Here is a 16,810-nt window from a genome sequence, read left to right on the forward strand (position 1 = left end):
GTGATGTATCAATATAAGGATCAAGAGTATGAAGGTGTACATTTTGAAGGACGTGACTTGCGTTATGGAGAACTCATTAGTTGTGTTTTCAAACAGTGTACCTTTATGAACGCTTCGATGGAAGAAATCGAGACAAGCAACTGCCGTTTTATCGAGTGTGACTTTAAAGGTGCTTCCATGAATGGCTCCATCCATAGAGAATCGGCGTTTGAAAACTGCTTATTTGGTGGTGCTAATCTTTTCGCTTCCAAATTTACCTCCTGCAAGATGACGGGATCGGACTTCTCAGGTGCACAAATGGATGGTATTACACTAAGTCAGGGTGATTGGTCTTATACGAATCTCAGACATACCCGATTGGGCAAACAGGATTTGCGAGGAATTCGTTTCTTTGAAGCTGACTTTACGGATACGGATTTTACAAAAGCAGATCTGAGAGACTGTGATCTCACAAGAGTAGTTTTAAGCAGAGCCAAGCTGCAAGGGGCCGATCTTAGAGGTGCTAACCTTGAAGGAATCGATCTGAAATCATTGGATATTAAAGGTGTACGTTTGGATCGCGAACAAGCGGTTCTGTTTGTACGCTCTTATGGTGCGAAAGTAGATTAAGCTGAACGACAAACAAGAAACCGCCTATAAAGGCGGTTTTTTTGATATAGAGTTGTTCCAGTTCAAGCAAATTTGCAGGAATAACAGATATAAACAAGAAATAATAAACATAAGTTTCAAATAAAAGGAGGCCATTATGACTACTACACTAATTATTACTGTTGCTGTTATTGGCTTTGGACTTATAACTGGTACAATCACTATGATTATTATATTTAAACTGCTTCGTAACAATAAACAGAAACAGCACCTTCGAAAAAGCATTTTAATGGATGGGATTCCCGCGGAGGCGGTTATTCATGACATTACACAAACTTCATCCAGTATGGATGGAAGGCCGGGAGTGCGACTGGATTTGACCGTTACCCAAGTTGACGGTCGTACCTTTCCCACGATTCTAGAAACATACATCCCGGTTACACATATTCCCCAATTCCAGAAAGGAAATGTCATTCACGTAAGATACATAGCAAACGGAAATGAACGAAAGGTAGAAGTGGAGGATGCTTATCTTCCTTAGGTGAGTATACCGATTAAAATAATTATTCCATTTATTATTGGAAACCACATGATCGTATATACCTCAATGCACTTCATGAAATGCAATGCATTATGTTTCAACACCGTTTCTTTTTGAGCGTTTTAAACGCAAGGCTACCCAGCTCATAAGCAGAGCTGCAACGAGTAAAAATAAAGTTAATCCTCCAATGACTACAAAGAAGGAGTGGTCAAAAGCAGCAAAGGCGGCAGATTTGAGTAACTCCGCAGACTCAGTAGGTAAACTTTCGGCAGCGATAAGAGCTTCATCCAGACTGTCCTTCACATTAACTGGCACTCTAATGCCTTCAGGAATCCTCATAGCAAGCGTGTATACGAGAGTAGACATACTCCCAATGATGGCAATACCTGATGCTCCACCCAGCTCATAACCCACTTCCTCAATCGATGCTGCCATACCAGCTTTGTGTGGAGGTGCGTAACTCATGATGGAATGGGATGCTGCGGTCATCCCTGCGCCAAGGCCTGCGCCAAGTAGTGCTAAACCAAGGATCTGTCCAGTAAACCCTGCATTGAACTGCATCAGATATATCCCTATGCCCAGACCGGCGATCAAGAGAGAGAAACTTTTGATGTATACGACATCTACACGATGCATGATGGATCCGACAATAGGGCCAGCAATGAGTGCTGCAACGGGTATAGATAAGGTGAAAAGTCCCGCTTGAAGCGGTGACATGCCCTCCACAAGTTGAAGGCGTTGTGTGACCAGATATTGCACACCCATTTGCGCAAACAACCCGACCAGTGCGGTGATAAAGCCAGTGCTGAATCTTGGGATATTGAATAAGGACAGATCCAAAAGCGGGTTGGTGCTGTTATTTTGACGGCGAATAAAGATCATAAGGGACAGCAGACCTATTAATGCTGCGCTAATGGCTAATGTCAGAGATCCTTCTCGCCTTGTGAATTCCTTGATGGAATAGATGATTCCAACCATGGCGATCATGATCTGAAAGGAACTGGTGAAATCCCACTTTTTCGACGAATCACCTTGATGTTTAGGAATCATTTTTAAGGCGAAAACAAACGCAAGAATGGCAATGGGAAGATTAATCAAAAACACAGAACCCCACCAGAAGTGTTGAAGCAGTAGCCCGCCGACAATCGGACCCAGTCCCGCACCACCTGATGCAATAGAGCCCCAAATACCAATCGCGAGTGCAAGTTCTCGTTCATTTGTAAAGGTAACCCTGATGATCGACAATGTCGCTGGCATCATCATGGATGCGCCAACTGCAAGAAGAATTCTACTCATGACAAGTACAGCCGGTACTGGAGAAAAGGCAGCAGTAAGAGAAGCGACAGAAAATACGAGCAATCCCAGGGTGAATATTTTTTTATGACCAAGACGGTCCCCAAGCGTTCCCATTGCAGGCAGAAGCCCCGCCATGACGAGGGAGTAACCGTTCAGAATCCATAATTTTTCTGAGGCTGATGCACCTAAATCATGGGTTAAGCTAGGTAAAGCGGTGTACAGGATGGTCATGTCCATCACGATTAGTAATAGTGCACTTGATACGATAACAAGAATCATCCAACGTTTTAACTTTGACATATTTCCCTCCAACAATATAAATAGATAACTTGCATTTTTAAACCATAAACTATAGGGTAACCCTATAGTCAAATTAATTTTGAACTATAGATTCTAGCGGAGGCCTGGTACAATGTCGGGAAACCATACACAACAATTTACTACCAGTGAATTTGCAAAAATCTGCGGAGTCACTAAACATACTTTATTTCATTATGATGAGATTGGACTGTTAAAGCCGGAGTTTACGAATTCCAACGGTTACCGTTATTACGGTATTCAGCAAACCTATGTACTTGATGTAATCCATGTGCTGAAAAAGGCGGGAAGCTCTCTAGAGGAAATTAAGTCTTTTATTCAAAATCAAAATACGCCTTTATTAATCGAGCTTTTTGAACAGAAAATGAAGGAACTGGAGCTAGAACAACTCCGAATCAAACGTATGCAAAAGCTCTTGAATGGTGCCATTGTCATGACACAACAAGCTATGAGTGCTTCACAGGAAGGTCTGGCTTTTGAAGAATGCGAGAAAGAATATTTTATTGCCGTTCGACTGGAACGAGGAGATGGAGACAAGGAGTTTACCCGCAAGTTTGTCGAATATCGAAACCATTGTGAAGAGCGAATGATCGAATATGAGTTTCCGGTATGGACTGTAGTTTGTCAGGAGAGTTTTGAGACAGGACACTTCTATCCGGACTACTTTTGCAACCAAATAAAAGCACCGATTCCTGGCGAATCGATGTTAGTCAAGCCCAAAGGACTGTATGCTGTCATGAACCATCGAGGATCATATGAAAGCATGCCAAAAACGTATTTAATCATTAAAGAGCATATAGAACGAGAGGGATTTGAAATCTGTGGAAACGTGTATGCCATGGATCTGCTCAGTTATTTTGCGGAAAATAATCCGGATGAGTATATCATCAAGATATACGTAGAAGTGTGTAAGGTTGCTGAGACAAAATAAAGAATAGAAATCGATTTAATTCAGGAGGGTATTTTTTGAAATTAGTTAAAGCTTATGATATGGATTTGAACGAAGAATGGTCAACGCATCTTCAGGAATTGCTTATTGCCAGTTTTCCAGAGGTCTACCCGGAGGACCGTTTGTTTTTCAAGCAAATTCCACATGGCAGAATATTAGCATTCACCTCAGATAATCAACTGATTGGGCATGTAGGATTAGATTACAGAATGATGAATTTGAATGGAAAAGCAATAAGAGTTCTAGGGATCATTGATCTATGTGTTTCCACTTCACATCGCTCTCAAGGAATTGGTTCCTTTTTGCTAGCGGAAGTGGAGAAGCTGTCCAAAGGGCATATTGATTTTGTGCTATTATTTGCTGATCATGAGGACTTGTATAGCAAAAATGGGTTCAAAACGGTTAACAACACATGTAAGTGGTTGAAAATTGACCATGAAACTTTAACTACAATTGGAGTTGGAATTCAGAAGGTCGAAGGCTTGATGGTTAGAGAAGTCGGAACTATGCCATGGGGCGAAGGAGAACTCGATTTTTTAGGCTATTTGTATTGAGCACTATGAGCACTCACCCAAAAATTGAGCCCATAAAAAAGGTGATAGAGCCACGCAGTTTCGTGGCTTTTTTGTATTCCAAGAGAATTTGTTTATAAAATGAATTTGTTGAAAAATAACAAAGTGATAAATTTTATTTATCGAAATGAAATTGAATTTCATTCATGAACGTTTCATGAGTTCGTTTACATGCCATAGAAAATATTTTATAATTGTCATCGGAAGAACTATAACTAACTAAAAGTTATTAAGTGTTAAAATTAAATTAAATAGACGTTAAAACGTCAAGAGACATCATGAAAGAAGGCAATCAGTAAATGAACTCATTTTTTGTAGATTCCAATGGAAACTTGAAAACCTCTTTGAAAGGCAAGGATGTTCTGTCCAATCCCATGTTGAACAAGGGTACTGCCTTTAACGAAGAAGAAAGAAGAGAGCTTAACCTGAATGGCATCTTGCCACCGATGGTTTTAAATATTGAAGAACAAGTGAGTCGAGTATATCAGCAATTGCAGAATGAATCGGATAATTTGCGAAAAAGCATCATGCTTAGTGATTTGTTCAACCGTAATATTGTACTCTTTTACCGTTTAATGAAGGATCATCTTAGCGAAATGTTGCCGATTGTGTATACACCTACGGTCGGACAAGCTATTCAGGAATATAGCCATCAGTACCACAGACCAGGTGGTCTATATTTATCCATTAATGATATGGATGGGCTGGAGGAAGCTTTCCGCAACAGTGGTTTACATGCTGGAGATGTGGATTTGATTGTGGTGACCGACTCGGAAAGTATTCTGGGCATCGGAGACTGGGGCGTTGGCGGCATTAAAATTGCCATTGGTAAACTCGCGGTATATACAGCAGCCGTAGGCGTTGATCCAAGCCGTGTATTGCCTGTTGTGCTGGATGTGGGAACCAATAATCCCAAACTGCTGAATGATCCATTGTATGTGGGCAACCGTCATGAACGGATTCGCGGGGAAAAGTATGAGCAATTTATCGAAGCCTTTGTGAAAGAAACAACAAAGTGGTTTCCGGATATCCTGCTTCATTGGGAAGACCTGGGCAGCGTGAATGCCAGAAATATTATACAGAAATATGGGGAAGAACTCCTTACATTTAATGATGATATTCAGGGGACGGGTGCGGTTACACTTGCGGCGATTATGTCCGGGGTTCAAGTGACGGGTGTACCTCTTCGTGAGCATCGTGTTCTTGTATTTGGACCAGGAGCAGCTGGTATTGGTAACGCGGATCAGATTCGTGACGCTATGATGGAAGAAGGGCTTGAGCAAGAGGAAGCGGAGAGCCGTTTCTGGGCGTTCGATTACCGTGGAATCCTTACGGATGAAACGGAAGGTCTATTTGAATTCCAGAAACCATATGTACGTAAAGCTGCGGAAGTGAAAAATTGGGCTTTGAATGAGCAAGGGCAGGTTAGTTTGCTGGAAGCTGTGAAACAGATCAAACCAACGATCCTGATCGGCACTTCCGGTGTGACAGGTGCCTTTAATGAAAAAGTTATCAAAGAGATGGCGAAGCATGTGGAACGTCCAATCATTATGCCAATGTCCAATCCGACCTCGCTTGCCGAAGCAGCACCAAGAAGTTTGATTGAATGGACGGATGGCAAAGCACTGATTGCAACAGGCAGCCCCTTTGAACCTGTCATGTTTAATGACACATTGTATGAAATTGGTCAATCCAATAATGCTTTTGTGTTCCCTGGTTTGGGTCTAGGAGCGATTGTAGCGAAAGCATCGAAATTCACCAAAAACATGTTCACCGCAGCTGCAGTGGCCGTAGCTAATTCGGTAGACTCCTCTGCACCAGGTGCTCCACTTCTGCCCAGAGTGAAAGAGCTACATGCTGTTTCGTACAAAGTTGCAGTGGCGGTCGCCAAGGCGGCAGTGGAAGATGGCGTTGCGCGTGTAGAATTGAAAGACGTTGAAGAGGCTGTAAAAGCTGCCATGTGGCATCCGGTGTACAAACCGCTGTATGCGGCAGTTTAATAATTGAATACAGCGCGTGGTAACTATAAATTCTTGTGGGTCGATAAGGTGGATTTGGATTCAAAAAGGTGCACAACTTGATTTCTCGCCTTGACCCGTGGCTGTATTCCATGTTAAGTTTCTGATATTAAATTGTTGAGCTTTTAAAGGGGGATAGAGCGATGACTGAATTAGAGGTTGTAGATGTTTATGTGAACCTGTCAACGAACATGAACACTGACATGGTTCACAACATAACTAATCAGAATCCGGCACTTTATCCTCCTATGCATAGATTATCTTGGTGTTAATTTTTTGAACGCCAAGTCTCTTTATCATAGTCAGGTTGATGTAACGCAAAAAAGCACCGGTGAATGGGGCTTTTTTGCGTTTTTTCATTTGAGGATATTCTAATCACTCTGACACGAGGGATATGTCATTACGCAAGAACGGATTGAAATTCTGATTATGTTCAAATATAAAGTGAGGGACCATGTCGTGGTAAATTTCACGTCGGTTAACTTTTATATTTCACATAAAAAGGATGATCTTTATGTCTTTAATTAACGTTAGCAACCTAACCTTTGCCTATGATGGCAGTTACGATAATATATTTGAAAATGTGAGTTTTCAGCTGGACTCCGATTGGAAATTGGGCTTTACCGGAAGGAACGGCAGAGGCAAAACGACATTCCTCAATCTGCTGCTTGGTAAATATGAATACAGCGGAACTATTTCTGCGAATGTTAGCTTTGAGTACTTTCCTTTTCAGGTTCAGAATAAAGGAGCTATGACCCTCGATGTCATTGAAGAGGTCTATCCTGAATATTTACACTGGCAGCTTGTTCGAGAGCTTAACCTGTTAAAAGTTTCGGAAGATATTCTGTATCGGCCTTTTGATTCCTTGTCTAACGGAGAACAAACGAAGGTGATGCTGGCTGCCTTGTTCCTGAAGGATAATCGGTTTTTGCTCATCGATGAACCTACCAATCATCTCGACATTCATGCCAGAAAACTCGTCAGTAATTATCTTCGCAGCAAAAGTGGATTTATTCTGGTGTCACATGATCGATCTTTTTTGGATAACAGCGTAGACCACATCCTGTCCATCAATAAAAATAACATTGAGATTCAGAGAGGGAACTTCTCCGCTTGGTGGGAAAATAAACAAAGGCAAGATCAGTTTGAACTTGCAAGTAATGAAAAGTTAATAAAGGACATCAAACGTTTGTCCGATTCTGCCAAACGGACGGGTGGATGGTCGCATGAAGTGGAAAGAACCAAAAATGGTACGAGAAATTCCGGTTCAAAGGTGGATAAAGGCTATATTGGACACAAGGCTGCCAAAATGATGAAACGTTCCAAAAATATTGAGCAGAGGCATCAATCCGCCATCCAAGAAAAGTCCAAACTTCTGAAAAATATTGAGAGTGCAGAACGTCTACAGATTCATCAACTGGATTTTCACAAAAAAGAACTTGTTGAATTGGAACATGTGTCGATTGCATACGGATCCAATACGGTATGTAAGGACGTGAGTTTCACAGTTGAAAAAGGGGATCGTATTGCACTTTATGGTAAAAACGGATCGGGAAAATCAAGCATCCTTAAACTGATCTGTGATGAGGATATCCCTTATACAGGTCATTTTCGAAAGGATCCCCAGCTTAAGATCTCGTATGTGTCGCAAGACACGTCTGATCTCGGCGGCCAATTATCGGATTATGCTGTCACGCAGGGAATCGATGAAAGCCTGTTTAAATCGATACTAAGAAAGCTGGATTTTTCCAGGCTGCAATTGGAGAAGGATATCTCAACGTATAGCGCTGGCCAAAAAAAGAAGGTGCTGGTTGCTAAAAGTCTCAGTGAGCAAGCTCATTTGCACATTTGGGATGAACCCCTCAACTTTGTGGATGTCATCTCTCGTATGCAAATTGAAGACTTGCTGCTGGAGTACTCCCCAACCCTTCTGTTTGTAGAGCATGACAGTGAATTTTGCGCCAATATTGCAACAAGAATTATCGAGCTATAAGCAAAAGGGAAAGATAAAAGATATACATTCTAAGAGCCGCCGCTTGGCGGCTTTTAATCATTACATCTATCTTTGCAATACATAACCAATCATAGGTGATGCTTGTTACGTGTTCAGACATCGGAATTGTGAGCAACTATGCTATAATTTTATAGTCAAAGCCAATCAAATGATGGTTCATTGAATCAATTTATTGAATATATTCCCCAAGAGGTGTAAACCCGTTGAAAAAAGAAATGACATCGATGAAGCAAATGAGACTTAATTCCATTCTGGACGAAGCAACCAAACTGCTGATTGAAAAGCCCAACGCATCCATGAATGATATCGCAGAATCTGCGAAAATTGGTATTGCAACCCTGCATCGATACGTGGAGAGTCGCGAACAATTAATGGTTTATCTGGGCTTGCGTGCGATCGAGGTGGTCAGTGAGGCCATGCAAAACATTCATTTGGATGAGGAAAACTGTGAAACGTATATTCCGGAACTGATTGAAGTGCTCATTCCGTTAGGGGATAAAATATTTTTCCTTACTCATGACGCAGCTATACACTATAATCCTGAGATTGAGGGAGCAGATTTGAAGCTGAGAGAACCTATACTGCATGCGGTCAGCATGTTGCAGCAAAAGAATTACTTTCGTCAGGATGTCAATAAAAACTGGATTGTAGATGTGCTTTATTCTATCTTGTTTCTGACGTGGCAGCAGGTTGTAAGTGGTGACATTGCTCGTAAATCAGCAGCTTCGCTAGTTGTAGATACGTTCTATCACGGCTTTAGGGCCAGATAAGAACAACATATAATAAATGCAATATTACACCCCATTGTGGAGTCGGTCGTGTCATTGGATACGGACTCACTTTGGAGGTGTTTTTTTTGCGTGGAGAGCTATCAGCGATTCTCGAAAGGCGCATATTTTCTTTTGAGTACATATTCAAATTTTAACAGAGTTCAGAATTTAAGATTTCAAACTTACAAAAAATGATATAAATTTCTAGTAGATTCAAATCATTACCAAATTAAGACAGTGAATTTGCGACAAGGAGGTCGATAATCTGCACTGAACGCGATACCGTTTCAACTCGCTTTTGCACGCATTCCATCATATCCACAGGAGGGATTCCATGCTTTACACCATTATTGTGCCAGTTAACCAGGACTATAACATTTTGAACCTGTTCACGGACTCATTGTTACGGACCGTAAGCCCGTCCACTCAAATCATTTTTATCAACGATGGTTCCGGTTCTGCTGTCTTACAGCATTTGGAGAAACTGAAACAAGAGGTTAGAGAAGGTGTAACGATTGAAATTCTTCAGCATGATTTTCCACTTGGTTGTGCCGTATCAATCAATAGCGCGCTTCGGCGAGCAGAGGGAGATTATATTTTCTTCCTGGATTCCGATACGATCCTTCAACCAAACTGGCAATCCATGATGAAAGAGACGATGGACAGCGACATTACGATTGGTATGATTGGCGGTGTTCTGCTCTATCCGCAAACGGGAGGTGTGCAGCATTGTGGTATTGCATTTGCCGATACAATTGGTCGCCACTTATTTCTGAACGCTTCGCCTGAAGACATTCCGAAGGAGACATTTTCAGTTCAGCTTGTCGTATTCGCCATGTTCGGCATGAAGAGGGAAGTGTATGAAACGGTAGGCGAGCTGGATGAGAAGTTCTTTAACGGATATGAGGATTTTGATTATCAGATGCGAGCACGGGCAGCCGGATATGATACGGTCATTAATCCGAATATTCTCGCCTATCACTGGGAACGGAGCAGTGGCATTCATCGCAACTTCAACCGTAAAAACAATCTGGCACGTTTCTGGAAAAAGTGGGGAGGGGAAATTGAGGCCGATGTTTGGCCATTCGTATTCGGTCATCTGAAAGAACAGCTGGATACTCAGAGTGAATATAAGCATCTGCCGATCGTTGGTATTGATCTTGCAGAAGTTCGCAGTGACGCGGATACGTTCTGGACCAAGCTGGAGGAAGCTGACATTGCACCTGTTGCTGAGGTACGTGACTATTCCAACCGCTTTAACTCTAATGGAGCTATTTGGCTGCCGCAGGTTCTGGGCAAGGAGCTGATTCATAGCGAGAACCGATTGTTGTTTCTGGTGGATAATTTCGCCCGGTTGTTGGAAAACCGTTACTGGATCGAGATGAGACATGCTCATCGGGCTAAAGATCTGATTATTGATCTGTATGGCAATGTCATCACCATGGATCGCATATATGATGGCTGCTGGCCAGGCTCCAAAGTTCGCTAACTCACAAACCAAGTAAACAGGGAGGAACCAAAGGTGAAATCAAAAGAGAGCACGCTTGATCGTGCCGTAAGGTTTACACGGAATCTGGAGTGGTTGGAACATGTCGAAAAGGTTATTCCGAGCGGATGCAGTACGTTAGCGAAAGCACCAGAACGATTATTTCCGGGATATACACCCGTATGCTGCGCAGAGGCACGCAATTCCCGTTTTATAGATATCGATGGAAATGAATGGTTGGATTGTGAGATGGCCATGGGTACGGCGCCATGGGGACATGCGCGGCATGAAGTTCAACTGACCATCATCCATCAGCTGAAAAAAGGGACAAGTTATTCGATTCCTGCTGACATTGAACTTGAATGCGCTGAATTGATTTTGGAACGGTTTGAGGGCCGCTACCCCTCATTGCGATTCACCAAAAGTGGGGCCGATGCAGTCAGTGGAGCCGTACGTCTGGCTCGTGCTGGAAGTGGCAAAAGCAGGGTCATCGCGACGGCCTATCATGGGTGGCATGACTGGTCTGCCTATGGGTACTATGGCCGCGAAACGAAAGAACGAGGCATCCCCGTGGATATCGAACGCACAACAATCTGGATAGATAAGCCCTCACCAGAGCGTATCGAGGCCCAAATCCAATCCTCTCCCGAGGATATCGCCTGCATTGTTCTTTGTCCAAATGAATGGAAACGTGAGCCGTTGGCGCAAGTTGTATCCCTATGTCGGTCATTGGATATCATTGTCATATTTGATGAAGTCACCTCCGGTATTCGAATGGGCAAGCAAGCTACAGCTGGGGAGTATGATATCTGGCCGGATCTGCTCTGCATTTCCAAAGGCATGGCGAATGGACTGCCACTCGCAGCCGTAATGGGACCAGAACATCTGATGTCATTATCAGGACAGGTCAGATTCAGCAACGCCCATTCCAGCGAGACTACTGCACTCGCGGCAGCGATTGCATGTGAGAGATTGATGAAAAGCGCTAAAGTATGGCCTAGCTGGCGCGAGGCTACTATTCGGATTATGGATCTGATTGAAGCTGAACTCGTACTTCTTGGATTAACCGATCAATTGGTGCTGAAGGGTACCTATGCGAGTTTCTCCATTAGCTCTATTTCGGAGGAAAACTTTCATACCGATCCTTTCCGTGAGTTTATGGTCAAACGAATGGCCCACTTCGGAATATTCACCAAAGGGTACTTTATTTTCTCTGATGCTCATACCCGGGAAGAATTATTGTGGGTGGAAGAAGCTCTTTTGCAGACACTATCCGACTGGAAAGAAGTTCTGAAACAGGAACACTTTTCGAATTGAGATTTACGAAAACGTTTAAAATTTTATTCAAATTATATTAGTTGAACTATTCATTTACACGTGAACGGAGAGGACAGAATAAACCTGAAAAAGCGGAGCGGTCGCCTTTATACCCGGATTTCCCCCTTTAAAAAAAGGAATTAAAAAATCTGGGGATAACAGCGATTGGAAGCTTGTTCTGTCATCGGAGTGGATTGTGTAAAATCTTTATTTCAACTTATATAAAACATCGACTAGGAGGAATATTCAATGAAAGCACTCGTATATCAGGATCTTAAACAGGTGACTTACCAGGATATTGAGGAGCCAACCATACAAAAGCCAAACCAGGTAAAAATTAAAATCTATGGTTCAGGCATCTGCGGTACAGACCTGAATATTGTCAAAGGCAAAGTGCCGGCGAATAAAGGAACGATTATTGGTCATGAAGGTGTAGGTACAGTGATTGAGATTGGCGACGAAGTTCGCGGTTTCAAGGTAGGTGATCGGGTAGTGGTTGATCCCACGCAATCTTGCGGTACCTGCTCCTATTGCCGCGAAGGACTGTTCATCTACTGCGAGAATTTTGATGACTATCAAGTAGGGATGACGACACACGGAACCTTTGCTGAATATTTTGTTGGGGACGAAAAGTATATCTATGCCATCCCGGATTCCATGAGCTGGGAAACGGCCATGATGATCGAACCACTGGGATGTGTACTTCAGACGTTCATGAAAGCAGGGACTAAGCCAAGTGACTCTGTACTGGTCCTCGGTTCTGGTGCAATCGGTTCTCTGTGTCAGCTTGTGAGCAAACGATTGGCAAGGCTTACTGTAGGCACGGAAGTTGATCCATTCCGCAAAGAGTTCGCTTCAGAGATCGCGGATCATGTGTTCTATCCTCAGGAACTGACGCTCGATAAAGTATACGAGATCAATAATAACAAGAAGTTTGATATTGTAGTGGACGCGGTTGGTAACCAGCTTCATGTGGGATTTGAGATGATTGCCAAAGGCGGCAAGATCATTCCTATGGGTTATGACGACAGCTATGAGGTGACGTTCAAATCAACTGCCGTAATTAATGATGGTATTAGTATCATTGGTGCGGTAGCTAATCACTCGATGATCAGTACAGCATTGAAATTTGCACAAAGTATTCCGGAACTGGAGCAAATGGTTACCTCTACGGAACTGCTGAGTGATTATGAACAGGCATTCAATGGGACAATCGGGTATCATCTGCGTACCGGAGAGAAATTGCCCATGAATTCGGTTAAAACAGCTCTGATCTTGTAAGCATGTAGAATCAGCGGTTTTGCCGCTGCGAAAAGCAGGAATTCGCAGCGGTGAAACACCGCAGAAAAGGGGGAGATATCGATTGAAGCTGCTACAGGATTTGCCGAGAAATCCGCGGTACTCCATCTTACTTGAACCGGTATGGGCCATTCCGGGCACGATTGTTCTTTTTTATGCTCCCTTATATATGAAGGAAGCCGGACTTTCGGATATTGAAATTGGTTTGATCAATTCGGTGAATCTTTATTTTGCCTTTATATTTCAGTTATTTGCGGGTTCAATCACGAATAAGCTGGGTCGCAAGCGAACAACACTGATTTTTGATTTGATTGCCTGGAGTGTTCCCATGTTCATCTGGGCTTTCTCCCAGAACTTTTGGTTGTTTCTGATCGCTTACTTGCTGAATGCAACCTCCAAATTTGTGACGGTTTCCTTCAACTGTCTAATTATTGAGGATGTTGAGGAACACAAGCGATCCAAGGTATTCGCCATTCTCAACATGATCATTACTGGTGCTGGAGTACTGACACCGATCGCCGGGGTAGTGATTGCCGATTTTGGCATTGTGCCAACACTAGCCAGTATTTATTTTGTCGGTGGTATTCTCATGACCGTAATGTTCTTCATTCGCAACCGGTATACGGATGAGACCACAGTAGGGAAGGAACTTATGGGAATGCATAGCCAAACCCGGGTGATTCAGAGTCTAGCTTCCAGTCTGCGACTTTTCGGCAAATCGTTCTACAAACGGAGGCTTTTACCGATTATTCTCATCACGGTGCTTTCCAATTTGATCCTGCAGTTGAACTTTTTTCAGGTGATTTTTTTCAAGGAACAGTTAAAATTCAATGATCAGATTATTTCATTTATCCCGGTTGTCACTGCTGTAACCGTCATGCTCTTGTATTTAGTCATTATCCCGCGTCTGACACGGCGTTCAGAAGAAAAGTATGTCAGTTTCTCGATCATTTTAAGTACAGTGGGGGCTATACTTTTTCTGTTAATACCTGTGGGGAATATAGCCATGTTATTTCTGACTCTAATTGTACTGGCGGCAGGCAATTTCATCTTGCAAACGTATCGGGACTCACTGCTTATGAACCGATTGGGTACACATGAAAAAGCGGATATGTTCTCGGCAGTGCAGACCGTCATGACGTTAACAGCGATTCCATCAGGTTACCTGACAGGGCTGCTGTATCACTATAACCCCATGCTGTTATTCAGTGTCATTCTTGTACTTTATATCGTACTCATGGTCATCATGTTATTCCTCCCTGATCCCCAGAAACACTCCCAGGCAATCAGTACTTACAAAAATATGTAGGAGAAGGGGTTTTCTGTATATGAAACGAATATATAATACAGAAAATGAACCTGGGAGGCATAGAAATGACAAACGTATTTGCAACAGAAACAAGAAACCAAATGAACTGGATTAATGAGCCGAAGACCTGGTCTTATACCGATCAAGGAGTTCTAATTGTAGAAGCTCAGGCTGATACGGACTTTTTCCAGGATCCAGCGGGTAAACACATCCGTGCAACCGCGCCATTTCTTTCGATGCCGGTGCCTAACGATTTTGAAATGACGACCCAGCTAACCGTGGACATGAAACATCAGTATGATTCCGGATGTTTGATGGTGATGGTAGATGAGCGAAACTGGTGCAAGCTTTGTTTTGAGTATGATGGAAAAGCAGCTACCATTGTGTCGGTAGTAACGAAGGAAGGTTCATCCGATGATTGCAATTCGGTTGAAGTTCCCGTAACCAATCCTTATCTGCGCATACGCAAAGTGGAAGACTGCATTTCATTCTTTTATTCACCCGATGGGGTGGAGTGGAAATTAATTAGATATTTCGGCATGCCGATAGAGGGGGAGATTCGGGCTGGAGTTGTTGGACAGTCACCAGCCGGAACGGGATGCACCTGTCACTTTTTATCGATGAATGTTACCCGTCCGGATGTGACTGCACGCTTCTAAGCCCATCTCCCTGCCAATCGGTTGATCATTGGAGGGAGAAAAGCGGAATGGTAAAAGCTTTTATTTTGGATTTTGATGGACTGATTGTGGACACGGAGACACCTTGGTTCTATGCTTTTCGCGATATTTATAAAGAGCATGGACTTGAACTTGGGCTGGAGCTTTGGTCGAAAAATGTAGGGACATCGTTTGAAGAATTTCATCCTTTTCTATATCTGGAGCAAGCGCTGCAAAAACCGATCGATCACGATCATATCAAGCTGCTTTCTGAACAGAAATACGAAGCATACCTTGGACAGGCAGCAATTCTTCCAGGCGTGCATGAGTTGCTCCAGTCTGCCCGTAAAAAGGGAATTCAACTTGCCGTTGCTTCCAGCTCTACCCGGGATTGGGTTCATGGTTATTTACGTACACTCGGCATTTTCGAACTATTCGATGTTATTCATACAGCTGAGGACGTCAAGCGGGTCAAACCGGACCCGGAATTGTATCTGCTTGCCCTGGAGAGTCTCGGGATCGGAGCATCCGAAGCGGTTGTGTTTGAAGACTCGCCGAATGGACTGAAGGCAGCCAAAGCCGCGGGGATTCGCTGTGTCATTGTGCCTAACGAGGTAACGCGTAATCTGGAATTCTCGAAGTATGATCTGCGGTTAACCTCGCTGGCAGAGATCACGATGGAAATTCTTTAACCCTGGTATTGCTTGCGTAACTCAATAGGAGAGATTCCTTCATATTTTTTGAAAACGGATCCAAAATAACTGGCGCTGTTGAAACCGACAGCCCGAGCAATTTCGTGGGCCGTTATCCCAGCGTCATGGACGAGCATTTCCTTGGCTTTCAATAACCGATATCGTGTCAGATAATCAAGCGGAGTCATTTGGAATTCCTTTTTGAATATCCGATTTAAATGCTGTTCGGTGACGTCCATTTGCTGAGCCAACATGGAGAGCGAGATGTCCTGATCATAATTTTGCTTGATAAAAGTAACCAGTCCGCCCAGCTTTAATCGGGCATCCGAGCGTTCATAAGCGCCATAACGATCACCATCAATCGTTAACCTGACCAGAAGCATGTACAGCAATGCGGATACGTGCCAGATCTGATCCTTGTGCCGGGACTGTAGCGCCAACGTTATTTCATGCAACAGGATATGAAGCATTCCATCCGGCTTGAAGGCGCGCAGCTCCCCGATCTGCAAGGTATGCAGAAACCGGGGCAATAAATAGCCATTAAAGGACAGACAATCGAACAACAATGAATTACTCAGATTGTCGTAACGATATGTTACCTCCGGAAACATAATAAGAGCTATTCCTTCCCGAATTGAAAACTCATGATTTTGGGCTGCGATTTTCCCTGTTCCCCCGATACACTGCACAATACTGTAATCCCGTGAATGGCCGTTCCAATTCATTAATTCGTCTACGGTCAGCTGATTTTGACCTGTAATCATAAGCGGCATATCGGGATCCAGTGAATTCCCCATACTAGGTTTCGGCATCGTTGTGTTATTCCTCATTTCGTTAAAGGTCGTGTGCGTAAATGGCGTGGATACAGCGTTAAAAGAAACCTGATTTGAATTATATTACATAAATAACATTTTATCGAAAACCTTTTAGGAACACGTATCATAATGTCGATGCCTTGCCATTATCAGACCAAGCAGTATGCGTT

Annotated in this window: 15 protein-coding genes; 13 read left to right on the forward strand and 2 right to left on the reverse strand. The window is 43.1% G+C overall.

What is annotated here, in order from left to right; all coding sequences use genetic code 11:
* Positions 1-3: 3 nt before the first annotated feature.
* On the forward strand, positions 4-609 hold the full coding sequence (locus HP548_RS20820; RefSeq protein ID WP_076288368.1) for a pentapeptide repeat-containing protein: 606 nt from the start codon (positions 4-6) through the stop codon (positions 607-609).
* Between the two features lie 136 nt (positions 610-745).
* A complete protein-coding gene (locus HP548_RS20825; protein ID WP_175382703.1) occupies positions 746-1,129 on the forward strand; it encodes a hypothetical protein in 384 nt (127 codons plus the stop codon).
* Between the two features lie 90 nt (positions 1,130-1,219).
* On the opposite strand, the gene HP548_RS20830 is transcribed toward HP548_RS20825, so the two are convergent.
* On the reverse strand, positions 1,220-2,725 hold the full coding sequence (locus HP548_RS20830) for an MFS transporter (RefSeq protein WP_175382704.1): 1,506 nt from the start codon (positions 2,723-2,725) through the stop codon (positions 1,220-1,222).
* 112 nt (positions 2,726-2,837) lie between these two features.
* Here HP548_RS20830 and HP548_RS20835 point away from each other — a divergent pair, with 112 nt between their 5' ends.
* The 11 genes from HP548_RS20835 (at position 2,838) to HP548_RS20885 (ending at position 15,825) form a co-directional block, all read left to right on the forward strand.
* Positions 2,838-3,674, forward strand: coding sequence for a MerR family transcriptional regulator (locus HP548_RS20835; RefSeq protein ID WP_076288371.1), 837 nt, complete (start codon positions 2,838-2,840; stop codon positions 3,672-3,674).
* A gap of 35 nt (positions 3,675-3,709) precedes the next feature.
* Positions 3,710-4,246 carry a GNAT family N-acetyltransferase gene (locus HP548_RS20840; RefSeq protein WP_175382705.1) on the forward strand — a complete coding sequence of 179 codons (537 nt, stop codon included), beginning with the start codon at positions 3,710-3,712 and terminating at the stop codon, positions 4,244-4,246.
* Between the two features lie 317 nt (positions 4,247-4,563).
* Positions 4,564-6,264 (forward strand): NAD-dependent malic enzyme, encoded by a 1,701-nt coding sequence (locus HP548_RS20845; RefSeq protein ID WP_175382706.1) that lies wholly within the window; start codon positions 4,564-4,566, stop codon positions 6,262-6,264.
* Positions 6,265-6,796: 532 nt separating this feature from the next.
* Entirely contained in the window at positions 6,797-8,275 is a 1,479-nt protein-coding gene (locus HP548_RS20850) for an Lsa family ABC-F type ribosomal protection protein (RefSeq protein ID WP_175382707.1), read from the forward strand.
* Positions 8,276-8,499: 224 nt separating this feature from the next.
* Positions 8,500-9,066: a TetR/AcrR family transcriptional regulator gene (locus HP548_RS20855; RefSeq protein ID WP_099854388.1), complete on the forward strand. Its 567-nt coding sequence runs from the start codon at positions 8,500-8,502 to the stop codon at positions 9,064-9,066.
* 334 nt (positions 9,067-9,400) lie between these two features.
* Positions 9,401-10,555: a glycosyltransferase family 2 protein gene (locus HP548_RS20860; protein ID WP_175382708.1), complete on the forward strand. Its 1,155-nt coding sequence runs from the start codon at positions 9,401-9,403 to the stop codon at positions 10,553-10,555.
* A gap of 33 nt (positions 10,556-10,588) precedes the next feature.
* A complete protein-coding gene (locus tag HP548_RS20865; RefSeq protein ID WP_076288377.1) occupies positions 10,589-11,869 on the forward strand; it encodes an aminotransferase class III-fold pyridoxal phosphate-dependent enzyme in 1,281 nt (426 codons plus the stop codon).
* 249 nt (positions 11,870-12,118) lie between these two features.
* Positions 12,119-13,150, forward strand: coding sequence for a zinc-dependent alcohol dehydrogenase (locus HP548_RS20870; RefSeq protein WP_175382709.1), 1,032 nt, complete (start codon positions 12,119-12,121; stop codon positions 13,148-13,150).
* Positions 13,151-13,232: 82 nt separating this feature from the next.
* On the forward strand, positions 13,233-14,477 hold the full coding sequence (locus tag HP548_RS20875) for an MFS transporter (RefSeq protein ID WP_083678822.1): 1,245 nt from the start codon (positions 13,233-13,235) through the stop codon (positions 14,475-14,477).
* A 65-nt stretch (positions 14,478-14,542) separates the two neighbouring features.
* On the forward strand, positions 14,543-15,136 hold the full coding sequence (locus HP548_RS20880) for a DUF1349 domain-containing protein (protein WP_175382710.1): 594 nt from the start codon (positions 14,543-14,545) through the stop codon (positions 15,134-15,136).
* A gap of 47 nt (positions 15,137-15,183) precedes the next feature.
* Positions 15,184-15,825: an HAD family hydrolase gene (locus HP548_RS20885; protein WP_175382711.1), complete on the forward strand. Its 642-nt coding sequence runs from the start codon at positions 15,184-15,186 to the stop codon at positions 15,823-15,825.
* On the opposite strand, the gene HP548_RS20890 is transcribed toward HP548_RS20885, so the two are convergent.
* Positions 15,822-16,637: an AraC family transcriptional regulator gene (locus HP548_RS20890; RefSeq protein WP_076288381.1), complete on the reverse strand. Its 816-nt coding sequence runs from the start codon at positions 16,635-16,637 to the stop codon at positions 15,822-15,824. The genes HP548_RS20885 and HP548_RS20890 overlap by 4 nt on opposite strands.
* Positions 16,638-16,810: the final 173 nt, after the last annotated feature.

This window comes from Paenibacillus taichungensis (genome assembly GCF_013359905.1).
Classification (GTDB): domain Bacteria; phylum Bacillota; class Bacilli; order Paenibacillales; family Paenibacillaceae; genus Paenibacillus; species Paenibacillus taichungensis.